Source organism: Microbacterium sp. (assembly GCF_026393345.1).
Lineage (GTDB): Bacteria > Actinomycetota > Actinomycetes > Actinomycetales > Microbacteriaceae > Microbacterium.
The window spans coordinates 1-17703 of sequence record NZ_JAPLAI010000028.1; the positions used below are offsets into that span (position 1 = coordinate 1).

The 17703-nt window shown below is 71.2% G+C and carries 17 protein-coding genes and 1 pseudogene; 9 read left to right on the plus strand and 9 right to left on the minus strand.

The window, feature by feature from the left end; genetic code table 11:
- Positions 1 to 59: 59 nt before the first annotated feature.
- The gene (locus tag NT132_RS03060) at positions 60 to 827 is read right to left on the minus strand and encodes a nucleoside phosphorylase (RefSeq protein WP_297784587.1); all 768 of its coding nucleotides are present in this window, start codon (positions 825 to 827) and stop codon (positions 60 to 62) included.
- A 148-nt stretch (positions 828 to 975) separates the two neighbouring features.
- The gene (locus NT132_RS03065) at positions 976 to 2124 is read right to left on the minus strand and encodes an XdhC family protein (protein ID WP_297784590.1); all 1149 of its coding nucleotides are present in this window, start codon (positions 2122 to 2124) and stop codon (positions 976 to 978) included.
- 50 nt (positions 2125 to 2174) lie between these two features.
- Between NT132_RS03065 and NT132_RS03070 the strand changes: the two genes are divergently transcribed.
- Together NT132_RS03070 and NT132_RS03075 are read left to right on the plus strand one after the other, a co-directional pair.
- The gene (locus NT132_RS03070) at positions 2175 to 2741 is read left to right on the plus strand and encodes an NTP transferase domain-containing protein (RefSeq protein ID WP_297784593.1); all 567 of its coding nucleotides are present in this window, start codon (positions 2175 to 2177) and stop codon (positions 2739 to 2741) included.
- Between the two features lie 63 nt (positions 2742 to 2804).
- Entirely contained in the window at positions 2805 to 3233 is a 429-nt protein-coding gene (locus tag NT132_RS03075; protein ID WP_297784596.1) for a DUF1761 domain-containing protein, read from the plus strand.
- A 91-nt stretch (positions 3234 to 3324) separates the two neighbouring features.
- On the opposite strand, the gene purQ is transcribed toward NT132_RS03075, so the two are convergent.
- Complete coding sequence (gene purQ / locus NT132_RS03080) at positions 3325 to 4032, minus strand: phosphoribosylformylglycinamidine synthase subunit PurQ (RefSeq protein WP_297784599.1); 708 nt, start codon at positions 4030 to 4032, stop codon at positions 3325 to 3327.
- Entirely contained in the window at positions 4029 to 4277 is a 249-nt protein-coding gene (purS, locus tag NT132_RS03085; RefSeq protein ID WP_297784601.1) for a phosphoribosylformylglycinamidine synthase subunit PurS, read from the minus strand. Before purS ends, purQ begins: the two co-directional genes overlap by 4 nt.
- Before the next feature lie 139 nt (positions 4278 to 4416).
- On the opposite strand from purS, the gene NT132_RS03090 reads away from it, so the two are divergent.
- From NT132_RS03090 to NT132_RS03100, 3 genes and pseudogenes are all read left to right on the plus strand, one after another.
- Positions 4417 to 5871, plus strand: a complete 1455-nt coding sequence (locus NT132_RS03090; RefSeq protein WP_297784606.1) for an ABC transporter substrate-binding protein — start codon at positions 4417 to 4419, stop codon at positions 5869 to 5871.
- Positions 5872 to 5932: 61 nt separating this feature from the next.
- Positions 5933 to 7346 (plus strand): annotated as a pseudogene (locus NT132_RS03095) (GH1 family beta-glucosidase).
- 17 nt (positions 7347 to 7363) lie between these two features.
- Positions 7364 to 8374, plus strand: coding sequence for a LacI family DNA-binding transcriptional regulator (locus NT132_RS03100; RefSeq protein ID WP_297784609.1), 1011 nt, complete (start codon positions 7364 to 7366; stop codon positions 8372 to 8374).
- Between the two features lie 170 nt (positions 8375 to 8544).
- On the opposite strand, the gene NT132_RS03105 is transcribed toward NT132_RS03100, so the two are convergent.
- The 3 genes from NT132_RS03105 to NT132_RS03115 are packed head-to-tail and all read right to left on the minus strand — an operon-like array spanning position 8545 to position 11199.
- Positions 8545 to 9864, minus strand: coding sequence for a solute carrier family 23 protein (locus NT132_RS03105; RefSeq protein WP_297784612.1), 1320 nt, complete (start codon positions 9862 to 9864; stop codon positions 8545 to 8547).
- Between the two features lie 43 nt (positions 9865 to 9907).
- Entirely contained in the window at positions 9908 to 10831 is a 924-nt protein-coding gene (locus NT132_RS03110; protein WP_297784615.1) for a phosphoribosylaminoimidazolesuccinocarboxamide synthase, read from the minus strand.
- 20 nt (positions 10832 to 10851) lie between these two features.
- Entirely contained in the window at positions 10852 to 11199 is a 348-nt protein-coding gene (locus NT132_RS03115; RefSeq protein ID WP_297784618.1) for a hypothetical protein, read from the minus strand.
- A gap of 76 nt (positions 11200 to 11275) precedes the next feature.
- Here NT132_RS03115 and NT132_RS03120 point away from each other — a divergent pair, with 76 nt between their 5' ends.
- On the plus strand, positions 11276 to 11896 hold the full coding sequence (locus NT132_RS03120; protein WP_366940344.1) for a PadR family transcriptional regulator: 621 nt from the start codon (positions 11276 to 11278) through the stop codon (positions 11894 to 11896).
- Positions 11893 to 13374, plus strand: a complete 1482-nt coding sequence (locus NT132_RS03125) for a DHA2 family efflux MFS transporter permease subunit (protein ID WP_297784621.1) — start codon at positions 11893 to 11895, stop codon at positions 13372 to 13374. The genes NT132_RS03120 and NT132_RS03125 overlap by 4 nt, the downstream gene beginning before the upstream one ends.
- Before the next feature lie 86 nt (positions 13375 to 13460).
- On the opposite strand, the gene NT132_RS03130 is transcribed toward NT132_RS03125, so the two are convergent.
- On the minus strand, positions 13461 to 14309 hold the full coding sequence (locus NT132_RS03130; RefSeq protein WP_297784624.1) for a siderophore-interacting protein: 849 nt from the start codon (positions 14307 to 14309) through the stop codon (positions 13461 to 13463).
- Positions 14310 to 14404: 95 nt separating this feature from the next.
- Positions 14405 to 15673 (minus strand): phosphoribosylamine--glycine ligase, encoded by a 1269-nt coding sequence (purD, locus tag NT132_RS03135; protein ID WP_297784627.1) that lies wholly within the window; start codon positions 15671 to 15673, stop codon positions 14405 to 14407.
- Positions 15674 to 15737: 64 nt separating this feature from the next.
- On the opposite strand from purD, the gene NT132_RS03140 reads away from it, so the two are divergent.
- Both NT132_RS03140 and NT132_RS03145 read left to right on the plus strand, forming a co-directional pair.
- Positions 15738 to 16103, plus strand: coding sequence for a sterol carrier family protein (locus NT132_RS03140; RefSeq protein ID WP_297784630.1), 366 nt, complete (start codon positions 15738 to 15740; stop codon positions 16101 to 16103).
- A 157-nt stretch (positions 16104 to 16260) separates the two neighbouring features.
- Positions 16261 to 17634 carry an HNH endonuclease signature motif containing protein gene (locus NT132_RS03145; RefSeq protein WP_297784633.1) on the plus strand — a complete coding sequence of 458 codons (1374 nt, stop codon included), beginning with the start codon at positions 16261 to 16263 and terminating at the stop codon, positions 17632 to 17634.
- The last annotated feature ends 69 nt before the right edge of the window (positions 17635 to 17703 follow it).

The following is a 17703-nucleotide window of genomic DNA, read 5'->3' on the forward strand; positions in this document are numbered from 1 at the left end:
CGAGACGACATCGGATCGGATGTGGTCTCGCGGAACGGATGTGGTCTCGGCGGTGCGGGCTACAGCTCGAGCTCGACGGCCGTCTCCAGTGCGGCCTCGATGGACCGCATCCAGCCGTCCTTGAGCGCGGTGTTCGCGTGGTCGTACAGCGACGTGCCGTCGACGAGGTTGCTGGAACAGGCGCAGACCATGCCGGCGCGCAGGCCCCGGAGGCGAGCGACGATGTACATCGCCGACGCCTCCATCTCGACGTTGAGGATGCCCATCCGGTTGAGCTCGCCGATCCACTCCGGGGTCTCGGCGTAGAACGCGTCGTCGCTCACGCTGATGCCCGTGAACGACTGGGTGCCGGCCGCTTCGGCGATGCGGCGGGCGTTGCGGTCGAGGGATGCGGTGAGGGCGAGGTCCGGCACGGCGGGGAAACCCTTGGGCAGGTAGGCGTCGGTGGTGCCGTCGTTGCGGAAGCTGCCCTCGCTGACGAGCAGGTCGCCCGGGGCGATCCCGGGCTGGAGTGCACCGGAGCTGCCGACGCGGATGAATGAGGTGACGCCGACCCGGGCGAGCTCCTCCACGGCGATCGCGGTCGAGGGGCACCCCATGCCGGTGGAGGTCGCGGTGATGTGACGGCCTTTGTACCAGCCGGTCATCGTGCGGTGCTCGCGGTTGTGCGCCACCTCTTTCACGTCGGTGAGGAACTCCGCGACGAACGGCACGCGGAACGGGTCACCCGGGAGCAGTGCGACCGAGGAGACCTCTCCCGGTGCGATGCCGATGTGGTACTGCCGGGCGCCGATACCGGCTTGCGACTTGTCGACGGGCGTGGACATAGACCTACCTCCTGGTGGGTGCTGTGACGAGGGTTTCGCCGCAGTCCCCGCCCTGAACCGGATCGGTCATGGTGATAGGACACGCAGTGGCACAGAGGCTAACAGGTCGCTCGAGGCTCGCGCGGCTCTGCCACCCGGGCGGCGGACCTCACCGAACGTCGCAGAATGTCACGATGTTCGCAGCATCCGGGTGAAATCCTGCGGAGTTCGCGCGATTCTGCGAGGTTCGTGCGGGGCCGGATGCGGCGGGGTCGGCGTCACCGCTCGCGGTCCGGTCGTGCAGCGGGTCGGCGCGCACGTGCAGCGGGCCTGTGCCCTCGCGGAGCGGCTGCCCGCCCCGGCCGTGCTGCACCGCCACGATCTCGGCCAGCACGGCGATCGCCGTGTGCTCCGGGCTCGTGCCGCCGAGGTCCAGCCCGAGCGGCGAGTGGAGCCGTGACAGCTCCTCCTCGGTGACGCCTTCCTCGCGGAGGAGCTCGGCCCGGCGCGCCACCGTGGAGCGCGCACCCATCGCCCCGACGAAGCCCACCGGCATCCGGAGTGCCGCCCGGAGGGCCGGAATGTCGAGGCGGACGTCGTGGGTCAGGACGCAAATGGCGGTGCGTTCGTCGATGTCATCCGCGCCGAGCGATTCCAGGTACTCGGCCGGGATGCCGGCGATGAGTTCGACCGCGTCCGGGAAACGTTCGCGGGTCGTGAGGAGCTCCCAGACATCGCACACGGTGACCGCGAATCCCGCGGCGGTGCCCACACGGCACAGCGCTGCCGCGTGCTCGCCGGCGCCGAGGAGGACGAGCCGGGGTGCCGGCGCGCTGCGCACCTGCAGCACGTCCGCCCCGTCATATGCCGCTTCGAGCATGGTGGTTGTCCGCCCGGCCTCGGGGGGGATGATCCGCCCGGTGTCGGGGCCGGAGGCGACGATCCCGACCCCGGCGGCGCGCCCCGCGAGCACGCTTTCCCAGGCCGCGATGGCCGCGACGTCGTCCGGGCCGACGACGCTGATGATCGCGTCGATCGAGCCGCCACAGGCGAGCCCGGCCGCGAACGCCTGCTCGTCGCTGAAGCCGAACCGCGACGAGGTCCCTCGAGACGACGCGAGCGACGCGAGAGCCAGGGACACGGCATCCGATTCCACGCAGCCGCCCGAGATCGAGCCGATGACGCGCGCGTCGCGGGTGACCGCCATGGCGGAGCCGGCGCCGCGCGGGGCGCTGCGGGCGACCCGGGACACCGTGACCACGGCGACCGTCTCGCCGGCGCGCACCAGCGGCAGCAGATCGGCGGCCAATTCGAGCATGCGGATACGGTAGCCGCCGTGTGTTTCGGGCGCGCTACGCTGACCCGATCATGGGACTGGGGCGGACATCGACGGCGGGGCTCGTGCTCGCGGCCGGTGCCGGCACCCGCTTCGGCGGACCCAAGGGTCTGGCGCGGAGCGCGGACGGCACCCCTTGGGTGGTCGCGGCGGTCCGGCTACTGCAGGCCGCCGGGTGCGCGCCGATCCTCGTCGCGGTGGGGGCGTCCGCCGCCGAGGTGACCGCCCTCCTGCCGGACGAGGCGCGGCCGGTGCCGGTGCCGGATTGGGCGAGCGGGATGTCCGCCGCGGTGCGGCGCGGCATCGCGGCGGCGTCGGCGACGCCCGCGCAGGCGCTTCTCATCGTGACCGTCGACACCCCCGATATGCCGGATGCGGCGGCCCTGCGCATCCGGGCGCGGGCGTCCGCATCCGCGCTGGTGCAGGCCGACTACGACGGTCGGCCCGGCCATCCCGTGCTCATCGGCCGTGACCACTGGGCGGACCTCAGCGGGGACCTGCGAGGCGACCGCGGTGCCGGCCCGTATCTGCGGGCGCACGGTGCCGAGCGGGTCGACTGCGGCGACCTGTGGTCGGGGGCCGATATCGACCGGCGCTGACCGACGTCCTTTCGCGTCGAGCCCCCCGTCGCTACGCTTCGGTCACCGATCGAAGGAGCCGTCATGGTGGAGATCAACATCTGGACCGTCCTGCTCGCGACACTCTCCAGCATGATTGTGGGTTCGATCTGGTACACCCCGAGGGTGTTCGGCACCCGATGGGCGCGGCTTGCGAACGTCGACATGGATCGCCCGGGCGCCACCGCCGTGTGGCCGATCGTCACGACCGTGATCGTGAGTCTCGTCACCGCGTTCGTGCTCGCGATCGGCACCACCGTCGTGTGGGGCTATGCGGGTGGTTCGTACCTGCTCGCGGCGCTGACCGTCGGGACGCTCGGCTGGGCCGGGTTCACGGCGGCGCGGTTCATCACGCACGACGCCTTCGAGGGTCGCCCGACCGCGTTGACCGTCATGAACATCGCGCACGAACTCGTGACGCTCGTCGTGATGGCGCTCATCATCGGTGTCTGGCCGCCGGCCGGGACCGTCTGAGAAGCGGACGAGCCCCAGCGGACGAGCCCCAGCCGGACGAGCCCCACCCAAGCGGAGCGGGCACGCCCGAGGGGGACCCGACCCGAACGCGTTACGCGGCGGCGGACACGACGGCGGACACCGCCGAGGAGAAGAACGACAGCCCGTCGACGCCGGAGCGCATGGCCGCGGGGGTGTTGGGGCCGAAACCGGCCTCGACGGCGTGCTCGGGATGCGGCATGAGGCCGACCACGTTGCCACGCTCGTTGGTGAGACCGGCGATGTCGTCGAGCGAGCCGTTGGGGTTCACGCCGACGTAGCGGAACGCGACGAGCCCGTCGCCCTCGATCTGCTTCAGCGTCTCGGCGGAGCAGATGTATCCGCCGTCGGCGTTCTTCAGCGGGATGGTGATCTCCTGGCCGGCGGCGAAGTCGCTGGTCCACGCGGTGTCGGCGTTCTCGACGCGCAGCCGCTGGTCGCGGCGGATGAACTGCTGGTGGGCGTTCCGGATCAGGCCGCCCGGCAGCAGGTGCGCCTCGACGAGCATCTGGAAGCCGTTGCAGATGCCGAGGACGGGCATCCCCGCTGCGGCAGCATCCTTGACCTCGCTCATGATCGGCGCGAGCGCGGCGATGGCACCGGCGCGCAGGTAGTCGCCGTAGCTGAAGCCGCCCGGCAGCACCAGCGCGTCGACACCGTCGAGGTCGTGGGAACCGTGCCACAGGGCCACCGGCTCGGCGCCGGCAAGGCGGATGGCCCGTTGCGCGTCGCGGTCGTCAAGCGAGCCGGGGAAGGTGATGACGCCGATGCGGACGCTCACTCGACCACCTCGATGCCGACGACATCCTCGATCACGGAGTTGGAGAGCACATCGTCGGCGAGCTGCCGCACCGTCGCCAGCACAGCGTCGTCGACGTCGCCGTCCACGGTCAGTTCGAACCGCTTGCCGATACGCACGCTCGAGAAGGACTCGACCCCCATGCGGGTGAGGGCGCCGGCGACGGCCTTGCCCTGCGGGTCGAGCAGCTCGGCTTTGGGCATGACGTCGACGACGATGGTGGGCATGCGGAGGACTCCCGGGGTGCGCGGCGGATGTGCGCTTCCAGTCTAGGCGGCCGCATCCTCGGGACACCTCGTGGGAGCGCTCCCGCGCGGATCGTGGCATCATTGCGAGGACGATCTGACGACGGTGAGGAGGAGCGCTGTGCATCGACGCACGCGTGCGCTCGCGCTGACTGCCGCCCTGGCACTGACGATCACCGGATGCGGCACGTCCTCCGCTAAGGCCAGCCCCACCGTGCTGACCGTCCAGGTGACCGACGACGGCACCGGCGAGGCCTACCGCGCCCTGCTGGGGGAGTACGACCGCGAGCACGCCGATGTGAAGATCGTCGTCCGCGACCTCGCCTCCGCCGACGCCCGACAAGACCTGTTCGACAACCTCGGCCGCACCGGTCTGACCGACATCGTCACCGTCGAGTACTCGTGGCTTCCGGATCTGATGCGCTACTCCGATCTGTTCGCGGCCATCCCGAAGGACGCGCTGGGCGACGACGAAGGGCGTTGGCCTGACTGGGCGCTGCGCTCCGCGACCGATGCCGCCGGCCGCGTCATCGCCTATCCCGCCGGCATCGCACCCCGCGCCCTCTGCTACCGCCCGGACCTGCTGGCCGCCGCCGGGCTCCCGAGCGACCCGGCGTCGGTCGGCGACCTCGCGGCGACCTGGCCGGGTCTCGTCCAGGCCGCCCAGGAGTACACCACCGCGACCGGCCGCGGCTTCCTCGACTCCGCCGCATCCGCCTTCTTCGTGATGATGGACGAGCACGCTGCCCCCTTCGAGATCCGCGCAACCGGCGAGATCGTCGCCGCCACGAACCCGGCCGTGCGCACCGCGTTCGACCGGGTCACCGCCGACCCCGCCATCTTCGCCGGGGTCGAGCCCGGCACCGAAGAGTGGCAGCCTGGCGCCGAGGACGGAGCGTTCGCGGCGAGCTTCTGCGCTGCCGGCACGGTCGGCGACGTGATCCCCGGGGGCAGCGAGATCGAGGCGGGCACCGGCACCCTCGCCGCCCTGCTCGCGGCGGGATGGCAGATCGCCGATGCGTTCCCCGGCGGCGGCGCGACCTCCGCGGCGTCGTATCTCGCCGTTCCCGCGGCCGGCTCGCACGTGGACCGGGCACGCGAGGTCGCCGACTGGCTCACGGCCCCGGAGCAGCAGATCGCGCTGTTCACCGCGGCCGGCGCGTTCCCCAGCATGGTGCTCGCGGCCGAGGAGGAGACGGATGCGGATGCCGCCGCATCCGATCCCGATGCCGGTGAGAATGCCGCCGCTGCGGACGCCCTCGGCGACGATGGCGCGAATCCGGACGCGGACGCCGACACGGACGCGGACGCCGACGCGAAGCTGGATGCGGCCGACGCCCCGGATGGTGACCCCAGCGCCACCCCGACCCCCGGCGTGGACGACCCGTTCGCCGCTCCGCTGGCGGCGACGCTCCGTGACCGCGCGGTGGCGATCACCACGATGCGCTTCCGTGGCCCCGCCTCCGCCGAGATCGAAGACCTCATGCGGACGGCGCTCACGAGTGTCCGCTCCGGCACGAGCACCCCCGCCGAGGCCTGGGACCGCTGGTCCGCCGCCGTCGACGCCCTCACCTGATCCCCATCCCCCTCCGAACGCATCGACCCGCGACTGAACCGCGACAGTAAGGACCCCCGCGATGAGCACCACCCCCCGCACGTTCCCGGACGGCTTCCTGTTCGGCGCGGCCACCGCCGCCTTCCAGATCGAGGGCGCCGCGCACGAAGACGGCCGCCGCGACTCGATCTGGGACGCCTTCTGCCGCGTCCCCGGCGCCGTGATCAACGGCGACGACGGCGAGGTCGCCACCGACCATTACCACCGCTACGCCGGCGACGTCGCGCTGATGAAGCGCCTGGGCCTGCAGACCTACCGCTTCTCGACGTCGTGGTCGCGGGTGCGCCCCGACGGCGGACCGGTGAACCCGGCCGGAATCGACTTCTACCAGCGGCTCGTCGACGAGTTGCTCGACGCCGACATCCTGCCGTGGCTGACGCTGTACCACTGGGACCTGCCGCAGGCACTGCAGGAGAAGGGCGGCTGGACGAACCGCGACACTGCCGACCGCTTCACCGAGTACGCGCTCGACATGCACGACGCGCTCGGCGACCGGGTGTCGGTGTGGACCACGCTCAACGAGCCGTGGTGCTCCTCGTTCCTCAGCTACACCGCCGGCATCCACGCCCCCGGTCACTACTCCGCCGGCGAGGGCGTCGCCGCCGCCCACCGCCCTCCGTGAGCGCGATGCATCGCTGAACCTCGGCATCAGACTGAACCTCACGGTCGCCGACCCGGTGGACCCGCAGAGCCCGGGCGACGTCGACGCCGCACGCCGCATCGACGGCCAGTTCAACCGCTGGTTCCTCGACCCGGTGTTCCGCGGGTCGTACCCGGAGGACATCGTGGCCGACATGCGACGGTCCGCGCCCGATGCCGCCGCATCCCTCGACGCGGTCCTGCGTCCCGGCGACCTGGAGACGATCGCCGCCCCCATCGACGCGCTCGGGGTGAACTACTACCACGGTGAGTACGTCGGCGCCGAGGTTCCGCTTGACCCGCCCGCCGCGGGCGATGCCCCCACCGACCGCCCGGCCGGCTCGCCGTGGCCCGTGGGGGAGAACATCCACTGGCACGAGCGGGGCCTGCCGCGCACCGCGATGCACTGGGAGGTCGACCCGGCCACCCTCACGCGCCTGCTCACCCGTGTCGCGACCGAGTACTCCAACGAGGCGGGCACGCGCCTGTTCGTCACCGAGAACGGCGCCGCCTACGACGACCAGCCCGTCGTCGAGAACGGCGAGATCGCCGTGCACGACGACGACCGGGCCGACTTCCTCGCCGGTCACCTGTCCGCGATCCTCGACACCATCGACGCGGGCGTCGACGTCGGCGGATACTTCTACTGGTCCCTGCTCGACAACTTCGAGTGGGCCTGGGGCTACGAGAAGCGGTTCGGCATCGTCCGCGTCGATTACGACACGCAGGAGCGCACCCCGAAGGACAGCGCCCACAGGTACAGTCGCATCATCGCCGCACGAGCCATCACGGAGTAGGGCGGAAGGATCGGGCAATGACAGCGCAGTCACGAAGCACGGCCACGATCGAGGAGGTCGCCCGGCTCGCGGGCGTCTCACGTTCCACGGTGTCGCGCGTCGTGAACGGGTCGACCGCGGTCAGCCCGGAGGCGCTCGAGTCCGTCCGTGCCGCGATCGACGACCTGAACTATGTGCCCAACCGAGCGGCCCGGTCGCTCGCGAGCAGCCGCACGCTCGCGGTGGCCGTCATCATCCCGGAGGACACCCACCGGTTCTTCGGCGACCCGTTCTTCGCCGCGATCGTGTCGGGCATCAACGCCACGATCGCCTCGTCACCGTATGTGCTGACCCTGTTCATCGCGAGCAACGACCCCGGCGACAAGATGGTGGGCTACGCCCGGAGCGGCTCGATCGACGGCGCGATCGTCGTCTCTCACCACACCAGTGACACGTTCGTCTCGGCGATCGCGTCGGCGGTACCGGTGGTCTACGCGGGCCGCCCGGATCACGCGCGGCCCAACGACTACTACGTCGACGTCGACAACGCGGCCGGTGCCCGGGATGCGGTGGAGTACCTCATCGGGCAGGGTCGCCGCCGCATCGCCACGATCGCGGGACCGGCGAGCATGTCGGCCGGTGTCGACCGCCTCGCCGGCTATCGCGCGGCGATGCGATCCGCGGGACTCCCCGAAGTCGCCGTCGAGGACGGCGACTTCACCGCCGAGGGTGGCGCTGCCGCGATGCGCCGCATCCTGGAGGGGAAGGGCAAACCCGATGCGGTGTTCATCGCCAGCGACCTGATGGCTCGCGGTGCCATGGGCGTGCTGCAGGCGGCGCGGGTGAGGGTGCCAGACGATGTCGCCGTCGTCGGCTTCGACGACTCGCAGCTCGCCACGAGCGTCAGCCCCACGCTCACCACGATGCGTCAGCCGTCCTTCGCGCAGGGACAGACCATGGCGCGGGTGCTGCTCGGCCTGCTCGAGGGCGACGAGCCGCCGCACGCGACGATCCTGCCGACCGAGCTGATCGTCCGCGAGTCCGCCTGACGCCCGTCGCCGGCTTCCCCCTGCTCACCTGTCGGATGTTGCGGCAGCTGCTCGCACTTCGCGACAGGTGAACCTGCCGCATCCGAACGCTGCCGCATCCGCAACCCGCTCACCTGTCGCTTGTCGCGCCATGTGCGGACAACACGCGACAGGTGAACGGGTCGATGCGGTTACTCCGGGTCGCCGCCGAGGGGGCCGACCGCGGGGATCGGACCGCCGTCGTCGGCGCCGGTCTTGCGGATCCGCGCGACGGCATTGCCGAGGTGGTAGATCAGGAGCGCCGCCGCGGCGCCGACGACGATCGCGCCGAGCTGGAAGTCGCCCCATTGCATCGTGAAGCCGGCGATCGCGATCACGAGCGACACCGCCGCCGTGTACTGGTTCACCGGACGCGAGAAGTCGACCCGGTTGTCCACCCAGATCTTGATGCCGATGATCCCGATGAGCCCATACAGCGCGGTGGTCGCGCCGCCGAGGACGCCCGCCGGGATGCTGTTGAACACGGCACCGACCTTGGGGGAGAGGCTGAGCAGGATCGCCGCGATTCCCGCGACCCAGTACGCCGCCGTCGAGTACACGCGCGTTGCGGCCATGACGCCGATGTTCTCGCCGTAGGTCGTGGTGCCCGAACCGCCGAACAGGCCCGCGATCGTCGTCGAGACGCCGTCCGCGATCAGGGCGCGGCCGGTCGATTTGTTGACGGCCGGATCGGTCATGCTGGCGACCCCTCGCACGTGGCCGATATTCTCTGCCAGCAGCACGAGCACGACGGGCAGGAACATCGCAATCGCGCCCCAGGTGCCGGGCTGGGTGAAGTCGGCGAGGTGGAACTCGGGCAGGCCGACCCAGGCCGCATCCCCGACCGAACTGAAGTCGAGCCCGCCGAGGAGCCCCGCGGCGAGGTAGCCGACGACCACGCCGAGGAAGATCGAGATGCGGCCGAGGAAGCCGCGGAACAGCACGCTGAACAGGATGATGGCAACGAGCGTGATGGAGGCGATCACCGGCTGCTGGTCGAAGTTCGCCCACGCCGTAGGAGCGAGGTTGAAGCCGATGAGCGCGACGATGGCGCCGGCGACCACGGGAGGCATGAGCCGGTCGATCCAGCCGGTGCCGGTCACCTGGGCGATCACGCCGACGATCGCGACGAGGATGCCGACGGCCACGACGCCCGCCAGCGCGGTGCCCATGGTGGAGCTCGCGACCGCGGCGGTGATCGGTGCGATGAACGCGAACGAGGAACCGAGGTAGCTGGGCAGCTTGTTCTTCGTCACGATGAGGAACAGCAGCGTCCCGACGCCCGAGAACAGCAGTGTTGTCGGCACCGGGAACCCGGTGAGCACGGGCACGAGGAATGTGGCGCCGAACATGGCGACGACGTGCTGGACGCCGATGGCGATGGTCGCCGGCCAGCTCAGGCGTTCGCCGGGTTTCACGACCGCGCCGGGCGCGACGGTGCGACCGTTGCCGTGCAGCTTCCAGATGGGCATGGTGCTCTCCTCAGTGGTGCTCAGTCGCGGTAGGGGGTGGATGCTAGCGGGCGAGGCGGTCGAGCAGCTCGCGGTAGCGCGCGGCGGTCCGCGCGACGATGTCGGCGGGGAGTGCGGGGGGTTCGCCCTGCTTGTCCCACGCGGCGGCCAGCCAGTCGCGGACGATCTGCTTGTCGAAGCTCGCCATGCGCTCGGCGGGGGTGCTGCCGGTGCGCCATGCCTCGGCGTCCCAGTACCGCGACGAGTCGGGGGTCAGCACCTCGTCGGCGAGGGTCATGGTGCCTGCCGCATCCAGGCCGAACTCGAACTTCGTGTCGGCGAGGATGAGCCCGTGCTCCTCGGCGGTGGCGGCCGCCCGGCCATAGATCTCGAGCGACAGTGCGCGCAGCTCCGCCGCGCGGTCGGCGCCGACGATCTCGACCGTCCGCTCGTACGAGATGTTCTCGTCGTGCTCGCCGAGCGGCGCCTTGAACGCCGGCGTGAAGATGGGTTCCGGCAGGCGGTCGCCGTTGGCGAGGCCCGCGGGCAGCGCGATGCCGCACACCGTGCCGTCGGTGCGGTACTCCTCCCACCCGGAACCGGTGAGATACCCGCGCACCACGCATTCGATCGGCTGCATGTCGAGCGCTTTGACGACCATGGCGCGGCCGGCGACCGCATCCGGGATGAGGGAGGTGGCGTCGTCGTCGGCTCCCAGCACGTGGTCGGCGGCGAGGTGGTTCGGGATGCGGCGGCCGCCGTCCCCGCCCGCCAGCCGGTCGAACCACCACAGGCTGAGCGTCGTCAGCAGTTCGCCCTTGCCGTCGATGCCCGGTTCGAGCACATGGTCGAAGGCGCTGACCCGATCGCTCGCGACCACCAGCATCCGCTCCGGCTCAGCGTCCGTGGGCAGGTGATCGGGCACGTACAGGTCGCGCACCTTGCCGGAGTACACGTGTCGCCAGCCGGGCAGGTTCTCAAGGGTCACGTGCCCATTATCCCGAACCGTCAGGGCGTTATCCGGTCGAGGTACGCATAGGCCTCCGCGATCGCGTACGGCCAGGTCGCGGCGTCGTCCAGAGTGAAGGTGAGCCACTCGCGCATTTCGCGCCCGTTCATGACCATGCGGGTGGCGGAAGAGCTCGCCGCCCACTCGGTCGCGCGGTCGGCCGGCACCTTCACGATGAGGAGGCCGCCGGAGCCGACGAACGCGAACACCTTGCCGCGCACCCGCAGACCTTGCGTCCCGAACATCGGTCCCATGTCGACGCCCTCATGGGGCAGGTACTCCGCCACGATCCGCGCGAAGTGCGCCTTCGCGCGACGCTTCGCCTCGTCCGCCCCGGTGCCGGTCATGCCCGCACGCTACCCGCGCGGCCGGTAATCCTGTATAGTCCATGTCAACTACTCCACTTGGACTACAGGAGAACCGGTGACTCGCAACATCCTCACGCCGATGGGCGTCATGGTCCTCGGGCTGCTCCGTGAGGACGACATGCACCCCTACGAGATGCTGCGCCTCATGCGGCATCGACGGGACGACCGGCTGCTGACCCTCACGACCGGGACGATCTACCACACGGTCGCCCGGCTGGAACGGGCGGGCTTCGTCGCCGAGGTCGGCGTCGACCGCGACGGGAACCGGCCCGAGCGCACCACCTACACCCTCACATCCGCCGGGCTGGGGGCGTTGCAGGAATGGATGCGGGAAGAGCTCGTCCGCATCGATCGTCCGGTGGAGTTCCGCATCGCTCTGTCCGAGGCATCGAACCTCGACCGTGACGAGGTGCTGGCGCTCCTGCAGCAGCGGCGCCGTGCGCTCGCCGAGGAGGACGCGACCGGACGTGCCGGGCTGGCGGCGGCCCGCGCCGAGGGTGTGCCGGAGCAGTACCTCATCGAAGCCGACCGCGACATCGTCGTGATCGCGGCCGAGCTCGCGTGGCTCGACGCGTTCCTCCTCCGTCTCCCCGACCCCGGCTTCGCCTGGGGCCCCGATCCCGTCGAGCATCGCTCGGCCCGTTACATCGCTCAGCGAAAGGCCGCACGTCAATGACTGAAACTTCCCCCCGGACCGGATGGACCGGCTCCGTCCCCACCCGAAGCGCCTGGCCGGCACTCTGGGCGCTCATCATCGGGTTCTTCATGATCCTGGTGGACACCACGATCGTCTCGGTCGCCAACCCCGCCATCAAGGCCGCACTCGACCCCGACACCGGCGACCTCGACAACGTCGTGTGGGTGACGAGCGCCTACATGCTCGCCTACGCTGTGCCGCTGCTCATCACCGGGCGCCTCGGCGACCGGTTCGGTCCGAAGAACATCTACCTGATCGGGCTCGCGGTCTTCACCCTCGCGTCGGTGGGCTGCGGACTGTCCGGCAGTCTCGGGATGCTGATCGCCTTCCGCGCCGTGCAGGGCTTGGGCGCGGCGCTCATGACGCCGCAGACCATGGCCGTGATCACGCGCACCTTCCCGCCCAAGCAGCGGGGCGCCGCCATGGGCCTGTGGGGTGCGACCTCCGGTGTCGCGATGCTCGTCGGGCCGCTCGCCGGCGGATTCCTCGTCGACGGCCTTGGCTGGGAGTGGATCTTCTTCGTCAACATCCCGGTCGGCATCGTCGGGCTCGTGCTCGCCTGGATCCTCGTGCCGCGCCTGGAGACCCACCGCCACCGCTTCGACATCGTCGGCGTGCTGCTCAGCGCCGTGGCCCTGTTCCTCATCGTCTTCGGCCTGCAGGAGGGCGAGGCCTATGACTGGGCGCCGTGGGTGTGGAGCATGGTCGTCGCCGGCATCGTCGCGCTGGGACTGTTCGTCTGGCAACAGCGCCGCACGCGCAGCGAACCGCTGGTCCCGCTCGATCTCTTCCGCGACCGGGCCTTCTCGGTGTCGGTCCTCACGATCGCGACGGTCGGGTTCACGTTCACCAGCATGGCGCTGCCGCTGATGTTCTTCTATCAGCTCGCCCGGGGCCTCACCCCGACCCAGGCGGCGCTGCTGCTCGTGCCGATGGCGGTGCTGGCCGGCATCCTCTCGCCGCTGAGCGGCCGCATCCTGGACCGGGTCGATCCGCGGGTGCTCCTCGTGCCGGGGCTCGGCATCGGCGCGGTCGCGCTCGGGCTGTACGCACTGTTCATGAATCTCGACACCCCGATCTGGATGTTCCTCATCCCGTCGGCGCTGCTCGGTTTCGCGAACGCCGGCATCTGGGGGCCGCTCGCCACCACCGCGACCCGCAACCTCCCGCGCCATCAGGCGGGTGCGGGGTCGGGCATCTACAACACCATGCGCACCGTCGGTGGTGTGCTGGGGTCCGCCGCGATCGCGGCGCTCCTGCAAGCCCGGCTGACGGCCAACCTCCCGGTCGGCGGCGACGCCGACTTCGGCGCCGTGGGGCAGCTGCCCGCGCAGATCGCCGCGCCGTTCGCGCAGTCGATGTCGCAGACCATCCTGCTGCCCGCGGCGGCCATGGTCGTCGGCCTCGTGGCGGTGCTGTTCCTCCGCCGCCCCGCGCACCTGGCCGCGAAGCCCTGACCCACGCCCGCGGACGCCGAGACGTCACTTATGTCTCGTGATTCAGCCTGAATCGGGACATTCGTGGCGTCTCGGCGGTCGGGGACTCAGTCCTCGGGGTCGTCGGGGTCGATCGGGGCGTGGTGGTCGAAGCCGGCGGTGCCGCGCTTCCAGTACCCGCTGATCGCGACCTGTTCGCGCGGCAGAGTGAGGTCGCGTCGCAGGTAGCGGCGCAGGCCGATGAGGCGTGAGGCCTCGGATGCGGCGAACACGAACGTCTCCGCATCCACCCCGGCGACGGCGACGGCCGCGGCCAGATCGTCGCCGGCGGCGGTGAGGGGTACCTCGCGGCCGCCCTCGGCGCGGAGGTACTCGCTGACCCAGGACAGATCGCCCTCGATGTCGGCGATCACCTCGACGGCGGTGGTCGCCGGCAGGTCGGAGATCCAGCGGCTGGCGGAGGGCAGCGCGGTGCCGTCGACGACCAGCAGCACGCGCGGGGCTTGCAGCGTCGCCCCCCGTGAGCCGCGCGGACCCACGACGACCAGGGTGTCGCCCACGGCGACGCGAGCAGCCCACAGCGCGGCGGGACCCGGGTCGTCATGGCGCAGGATGTCGATGTCGATCGCGAGCGAGTCGCCCACCCGGCGCGGATGCAGGGGCGTGAAATCGCGGGACAGTGCGGGCCCCTCAGGACGGATGATGCCGTCCTCGCCGGGACCGGCGGCACGCGGCGCGATCAGCTCACCGGTCTCCGGATGCGGGAAGAAGACACGCACGTGATCCGCGGGCCCCGTCGAGACGAAATCGGCGAAGTCGGGTCCCGAGAGAGTCACCCGCACGAACTCCGCCACGGGTGAACCGACCGCGATGACGGTCGCCTCCCGGGCCGTGAACCGGTTCCGCCCACCCTGTCGCTGAAACAGGGATACCAAAGTGTTCGCCGCATCCGTCATATGTCGCCTTCGCTCTCGGGGGCGCGTGCACACAGCCCCCCAAGAGCAAACCACACTCGTCGCCTGCCGGGGCTGCGGCCTGCGGCGATCGGGCGTCAGCCGGCGACGCGCGCGGCGATGTCGGAGCGGAACCGGCCGCCCTTGAGGTGGATGTGACCCATGGCGTCGTAGGCACGGGAGCGCGCTTCGCGGAAGTCCGTACCGGTGGCGACCACGTTCAGCACCCGCCCGCCGGTCGCGATCAGGTCGTGGCCGTCGACCGCGGTGGCGGCATGGGCGACGTGCACGCCCGGCACGTGCTCCGCCGCATCCAGCCCGCTGAGCGGACGCCCGGTCACCGGCTTCTCCGGATAGCCCTCGCTGGCCAGCACCACCGTCACCGCGACGGTATCGGTGAATGCGGGGCGGGCGACGCTCTCGAGCGTGCCGGTCGCGGCGGCCAGCAGCAGCCGCGACAGCGGCTCGGCGAGCCGGGGCAGCACGACCTGGGTCTCGGGGTCGCCGAAGCGGGCGTTGAATTCGATGACCTTCACGCCGTCGTCGGTGAGGATGAGTCCGGCGTAGAGGAGGCCGATGAAGGGGGTGCCCTCCGCATCCAGCTGACGGATGACGGGCTCGGCGACGTCGCGCGTCACGAGGTCGACGAAGGCCGCCTCGCTGCCGAAGCGCTCGTCCAGCCAGGGGAGTGGCGAGTAGGCGCCCATGCCGCCGGTGTTGGGGCCGTCGTCGTCATCGCGGAGGCGCTTGTAGTCCTGTGCGGGGCTGAGGGCGCGGACGGTGTCGCCGTCGCTGAGGAAGAAGAGCGACACTTCGGGCCCCGCGAGGAACTCCTCGATCAGCACTGCGCCGGTCGGGAGGAACGTCGCCGCGTGGTCGAGCGCGAGGACGCGATCGGAGGTGACGATGACACCCTTGCCGGCCGCGAGGCCGTCGGCCTTGACGACGTACGGGGCGCCCAGCTCGTCGAGCGCGGCGCCCACCTCTCCCAGGTCGCGGGCGCGCACGGCGCGACCGGTCGGCACGCCCGCGGTGTCCATGACGCGCTTCGCGAAGGTCTTCGATCCCTCGAGGCGGGCCGCGGCCTTGCCGGGACCGAACACCGGGATGCCGCGCTCGCGCAGCGCATCGCCGACGCCGGCCACCAGCGGGGCTTCGGGGCCGATCACGACGAGGTCGATCGACGAGGTGTTCGCGTAGTCGGTGACCGCCACCGGGTCGTTCGGATCCAGCGGGATCACCGTGGCATCGTGCGCGATGCCCGCGTTCCCGGGGGCGGCGAGGATCTCGTGGTGCTCCGCCTCCGAGGCAAGGGCGAGGATGATGGCGTGCTCGCGCGCGCCGGAGCCGAGGACCAGGATTCTCACCCCGTCAGCCTATCCAGCCCCGCCCGTTCCGCACCCCCGCCCGCCGCCGGGCTACCGTGGACGCATGGCCCGCAGCAGCATCCCCACCGACGAGGGACGTGCGGCGATCGCAGCGGTGACCGGTCCGGATGCGGCCGCCGCGACCCGTCCGCAGCGTGCCACTGCCGTGCGCTACCTGCTGCAGCTGCTGGCCGAGAAGGCGCCGGGTCACACCGTCGAGGTGCGCGTGCCGCCGTTCGGTGCCGTGCAGGTTATCGAGGGCCCGCGTCACACCCGCGGCACCCCGCCCAACGTCGTCGAGACCGATCCGGACACCTGGGTCGCGCTGGCGACGGGCGCGGAGCACTGGGCGGATGCGGCGGCCGCCGGCCGCATCCTCGCCTCCGGCACGCGCGCCGACCTCACCGCGCTCCTTCCGCTGCGCTTCTGACTCCGATCCGGGGTCGTTCCCGGCCGACGGGGGGCGTTCTCTTGCGCGGTGCGATGTCGGAGGCCCGGCGTAGCGTGTGTGGTGTCAGAACACCGCACACGTGCCCACTTCGTGCGATCCGGATGCTGCATCTTCCGCAGCCCGACGAGGGAACGATATGGGGCACGCTGAGACCACCGGGATCGGGGCGTGGACGGCGCTGAACGCGTTGGTCCCGGACCTGGTCGAGGCGCATCGTGCGGTGGCCGTCGCGCAGGCGACGGAAGCACGGCTGCTCGCCACCGCGGTCGATCTGCTGCTGGCCCGGGAGGAACAGTTGCGTGCGGCGGGGGCACGGCTGAGCGACGCGGACCTCCCGCTGCGGGAACTGTCGGCCGAGCTCGGGGCGGCGTTACGTCTCAGCGACCGAGCCGTGCAACGCCGGCTGGGGGATGCGTCGTCGCTGGTGACCGGGTTCCCCGCGACGGCCCAGGCGTGGCAGCAGGGTGTCATTGACGCGGGTCACGCGGGCGCGATCCTCGCGGCGGGCCTTCCCCTCGGGCCGGAACATCGGTCGCGGTTCGAAGATCTCGCGCTGACCGCGGCGCGTACCGAGTCCGCCGGACGGATGCCGGACATCGCCCGGGTGATTGCCGCCCGCGTCGACCCGGAAGGTGCCGCGGACCGCATCGCCACCCGTCAGGCGGACCGGCGGGTGCGGGTGGTCGACCTCGACGACGGGATGGCCCGGCTGCTCGCCGACCTTCCCGCGACCCTCGCCCACGCCATCCACGACCGCCTCACGTCCATGGCCGTGACCGTCCGCGACGGGAACGGGGACCATTCACCCGACCCGACCGCGGCGGCCGATGTCATCGGCGCGCCGACGGTCGTCACGACTGGCCGCACGCGACCCGAGAGCGACAGCGACGGCGGCGCGGACGCCGATGCGGGTGCCGAGACGCGGAGCATCGACCAGATCCGGGCGGACATCCTCTCCGACCTGCTCCTCGGCGGGGCACCGGTCGCGCACGGCGACGGGCTGGCCGCCATCACCGGGCACGTGCAGGTCACCGTCCCCGCGCGCACCCTCACCGGTGTCGGCAACGCGCCGGCACTGCTCGCCGGGAACGGACCCATCGACGCAGACACGGCCCGATGCCTCGCCGGCGCCGCACCCGGCTGGGACCGGGTGTTCACCGACCCGTACACCGGCGGCGTCCTCGCCGTCGACCGGTACCGGCCCAGCGAAGCCCTGAAACGGTACCTCCGTGCCCGCGACGAACGCTGCCGGTTCCCCGGCTGCCGCCGGCAGGCCCGCGGCTGCGATCTCGACCACACCATCGACGCCGCCCTCGGCGGACCCACCTGTGCACACAACCTCTGTCACTTCTGCCGACGCCACCACACGCTCAAACACGCGACCGCCTGGCAGGTCCGGCAGCTCCAGGGCGGAATCATCGAATGGCGAAGCCCCACCGGCCGCACCTACCGTGATCGGCCACCCGCGACCGTCACCTTCGTCCCCGACACCGACCCGCCACCGTTCTGAGATGGCGGGGGCGTCGGCCGACCGCCGACACCCCCGGTGAGTCGGAGACGGCGGGTGCCGGAGCCGCAG

Bases quoted from the DNA above. Each gene is read 5' to 3' on its own strand.
- NT132_RS03060 (WP_297784587.1), bottom strand. From the start codon at position 827: ATGTCCACGCCCGTCGACAAGTCGCAAGCCGGTATCGGCGCCCGGCAG.
- NT132_RS03065 (WP_297784590.1), bottom strand. From the start codon at position 2,124: ATGCTCGAATTGGCCGCCGATCTGCTGCCGCTGGTGCGCGCCGGCGAG.
- NT132_RS03070 (WP_297784593.1), top strand. From the start codon at position 2,175: ATGGGACTGGGGCGGACATCGACGGCGGGGCTCGTGCTCGCGGCCGGT.
- NT132_RS03075 (WP_297784596.1), top strand. From the start codon at position 2,805: ATGGTGGAGATCAACATCTGGACCGTCCTGCTCGCGACACTCTCCAGC.
- purS (WP_297784601.1), bottom strand. From the start codon at position 4,277: ATGCCCACCATCGTCGTCGACGTCATGCCCAAAGCCGAGCTGCTCGAC.
- NT132_RS03100 (WP_297784609.1), top strand. From the start codon at position 7,364: ATGACAGCGCAGTCACGAAGCACGGCCACGATCGAGGAGGTCGCCCGG.
- NT132_RS03105 (WP_297784612.1), bottom strand. From the start codon at position 9,864: ATGCCCATCTGGAAGCTGCACGGCAACGGTCGCACCGTCGCGCCCGGC.
- NT132_RS03115 (WP_297784618.1), bottom strand. From the start codon at position 11,199: ATGACCGGCACCGGGGCGGACGAGGCGAAGCGTCGCGCGAAGGCGCAC.
- NT132_RS03125 (WP_297784621.1), top strand. From the start codon at position 11,893: ATGACTGAAACTTCCCCCCGGACCGGATGGACCGGCTCCGTCCCCACC.
- NT132_RS03130 (WP_297784624.1), bottom strand. From the start codon at position 14,309: ATGACGGATGCGGCGAACACTTTGGTATCCCTGTTTCAGCGACAGGGT.
- NT132_RS03140 (WP_297784630.1), top strand. From the start codon at position 15,738: ATGGCCCGCAGCAGCATCCCCACCGACGAGGGACGTGCGGCGATCGCA.
- NT132_RS03145 (WP_297784633.1), top strand. From the start codon at position 16,261: ATGGGGCACGCTGAGACCACCGGGATCGGGGCGTGGACGGCGCTGAAC.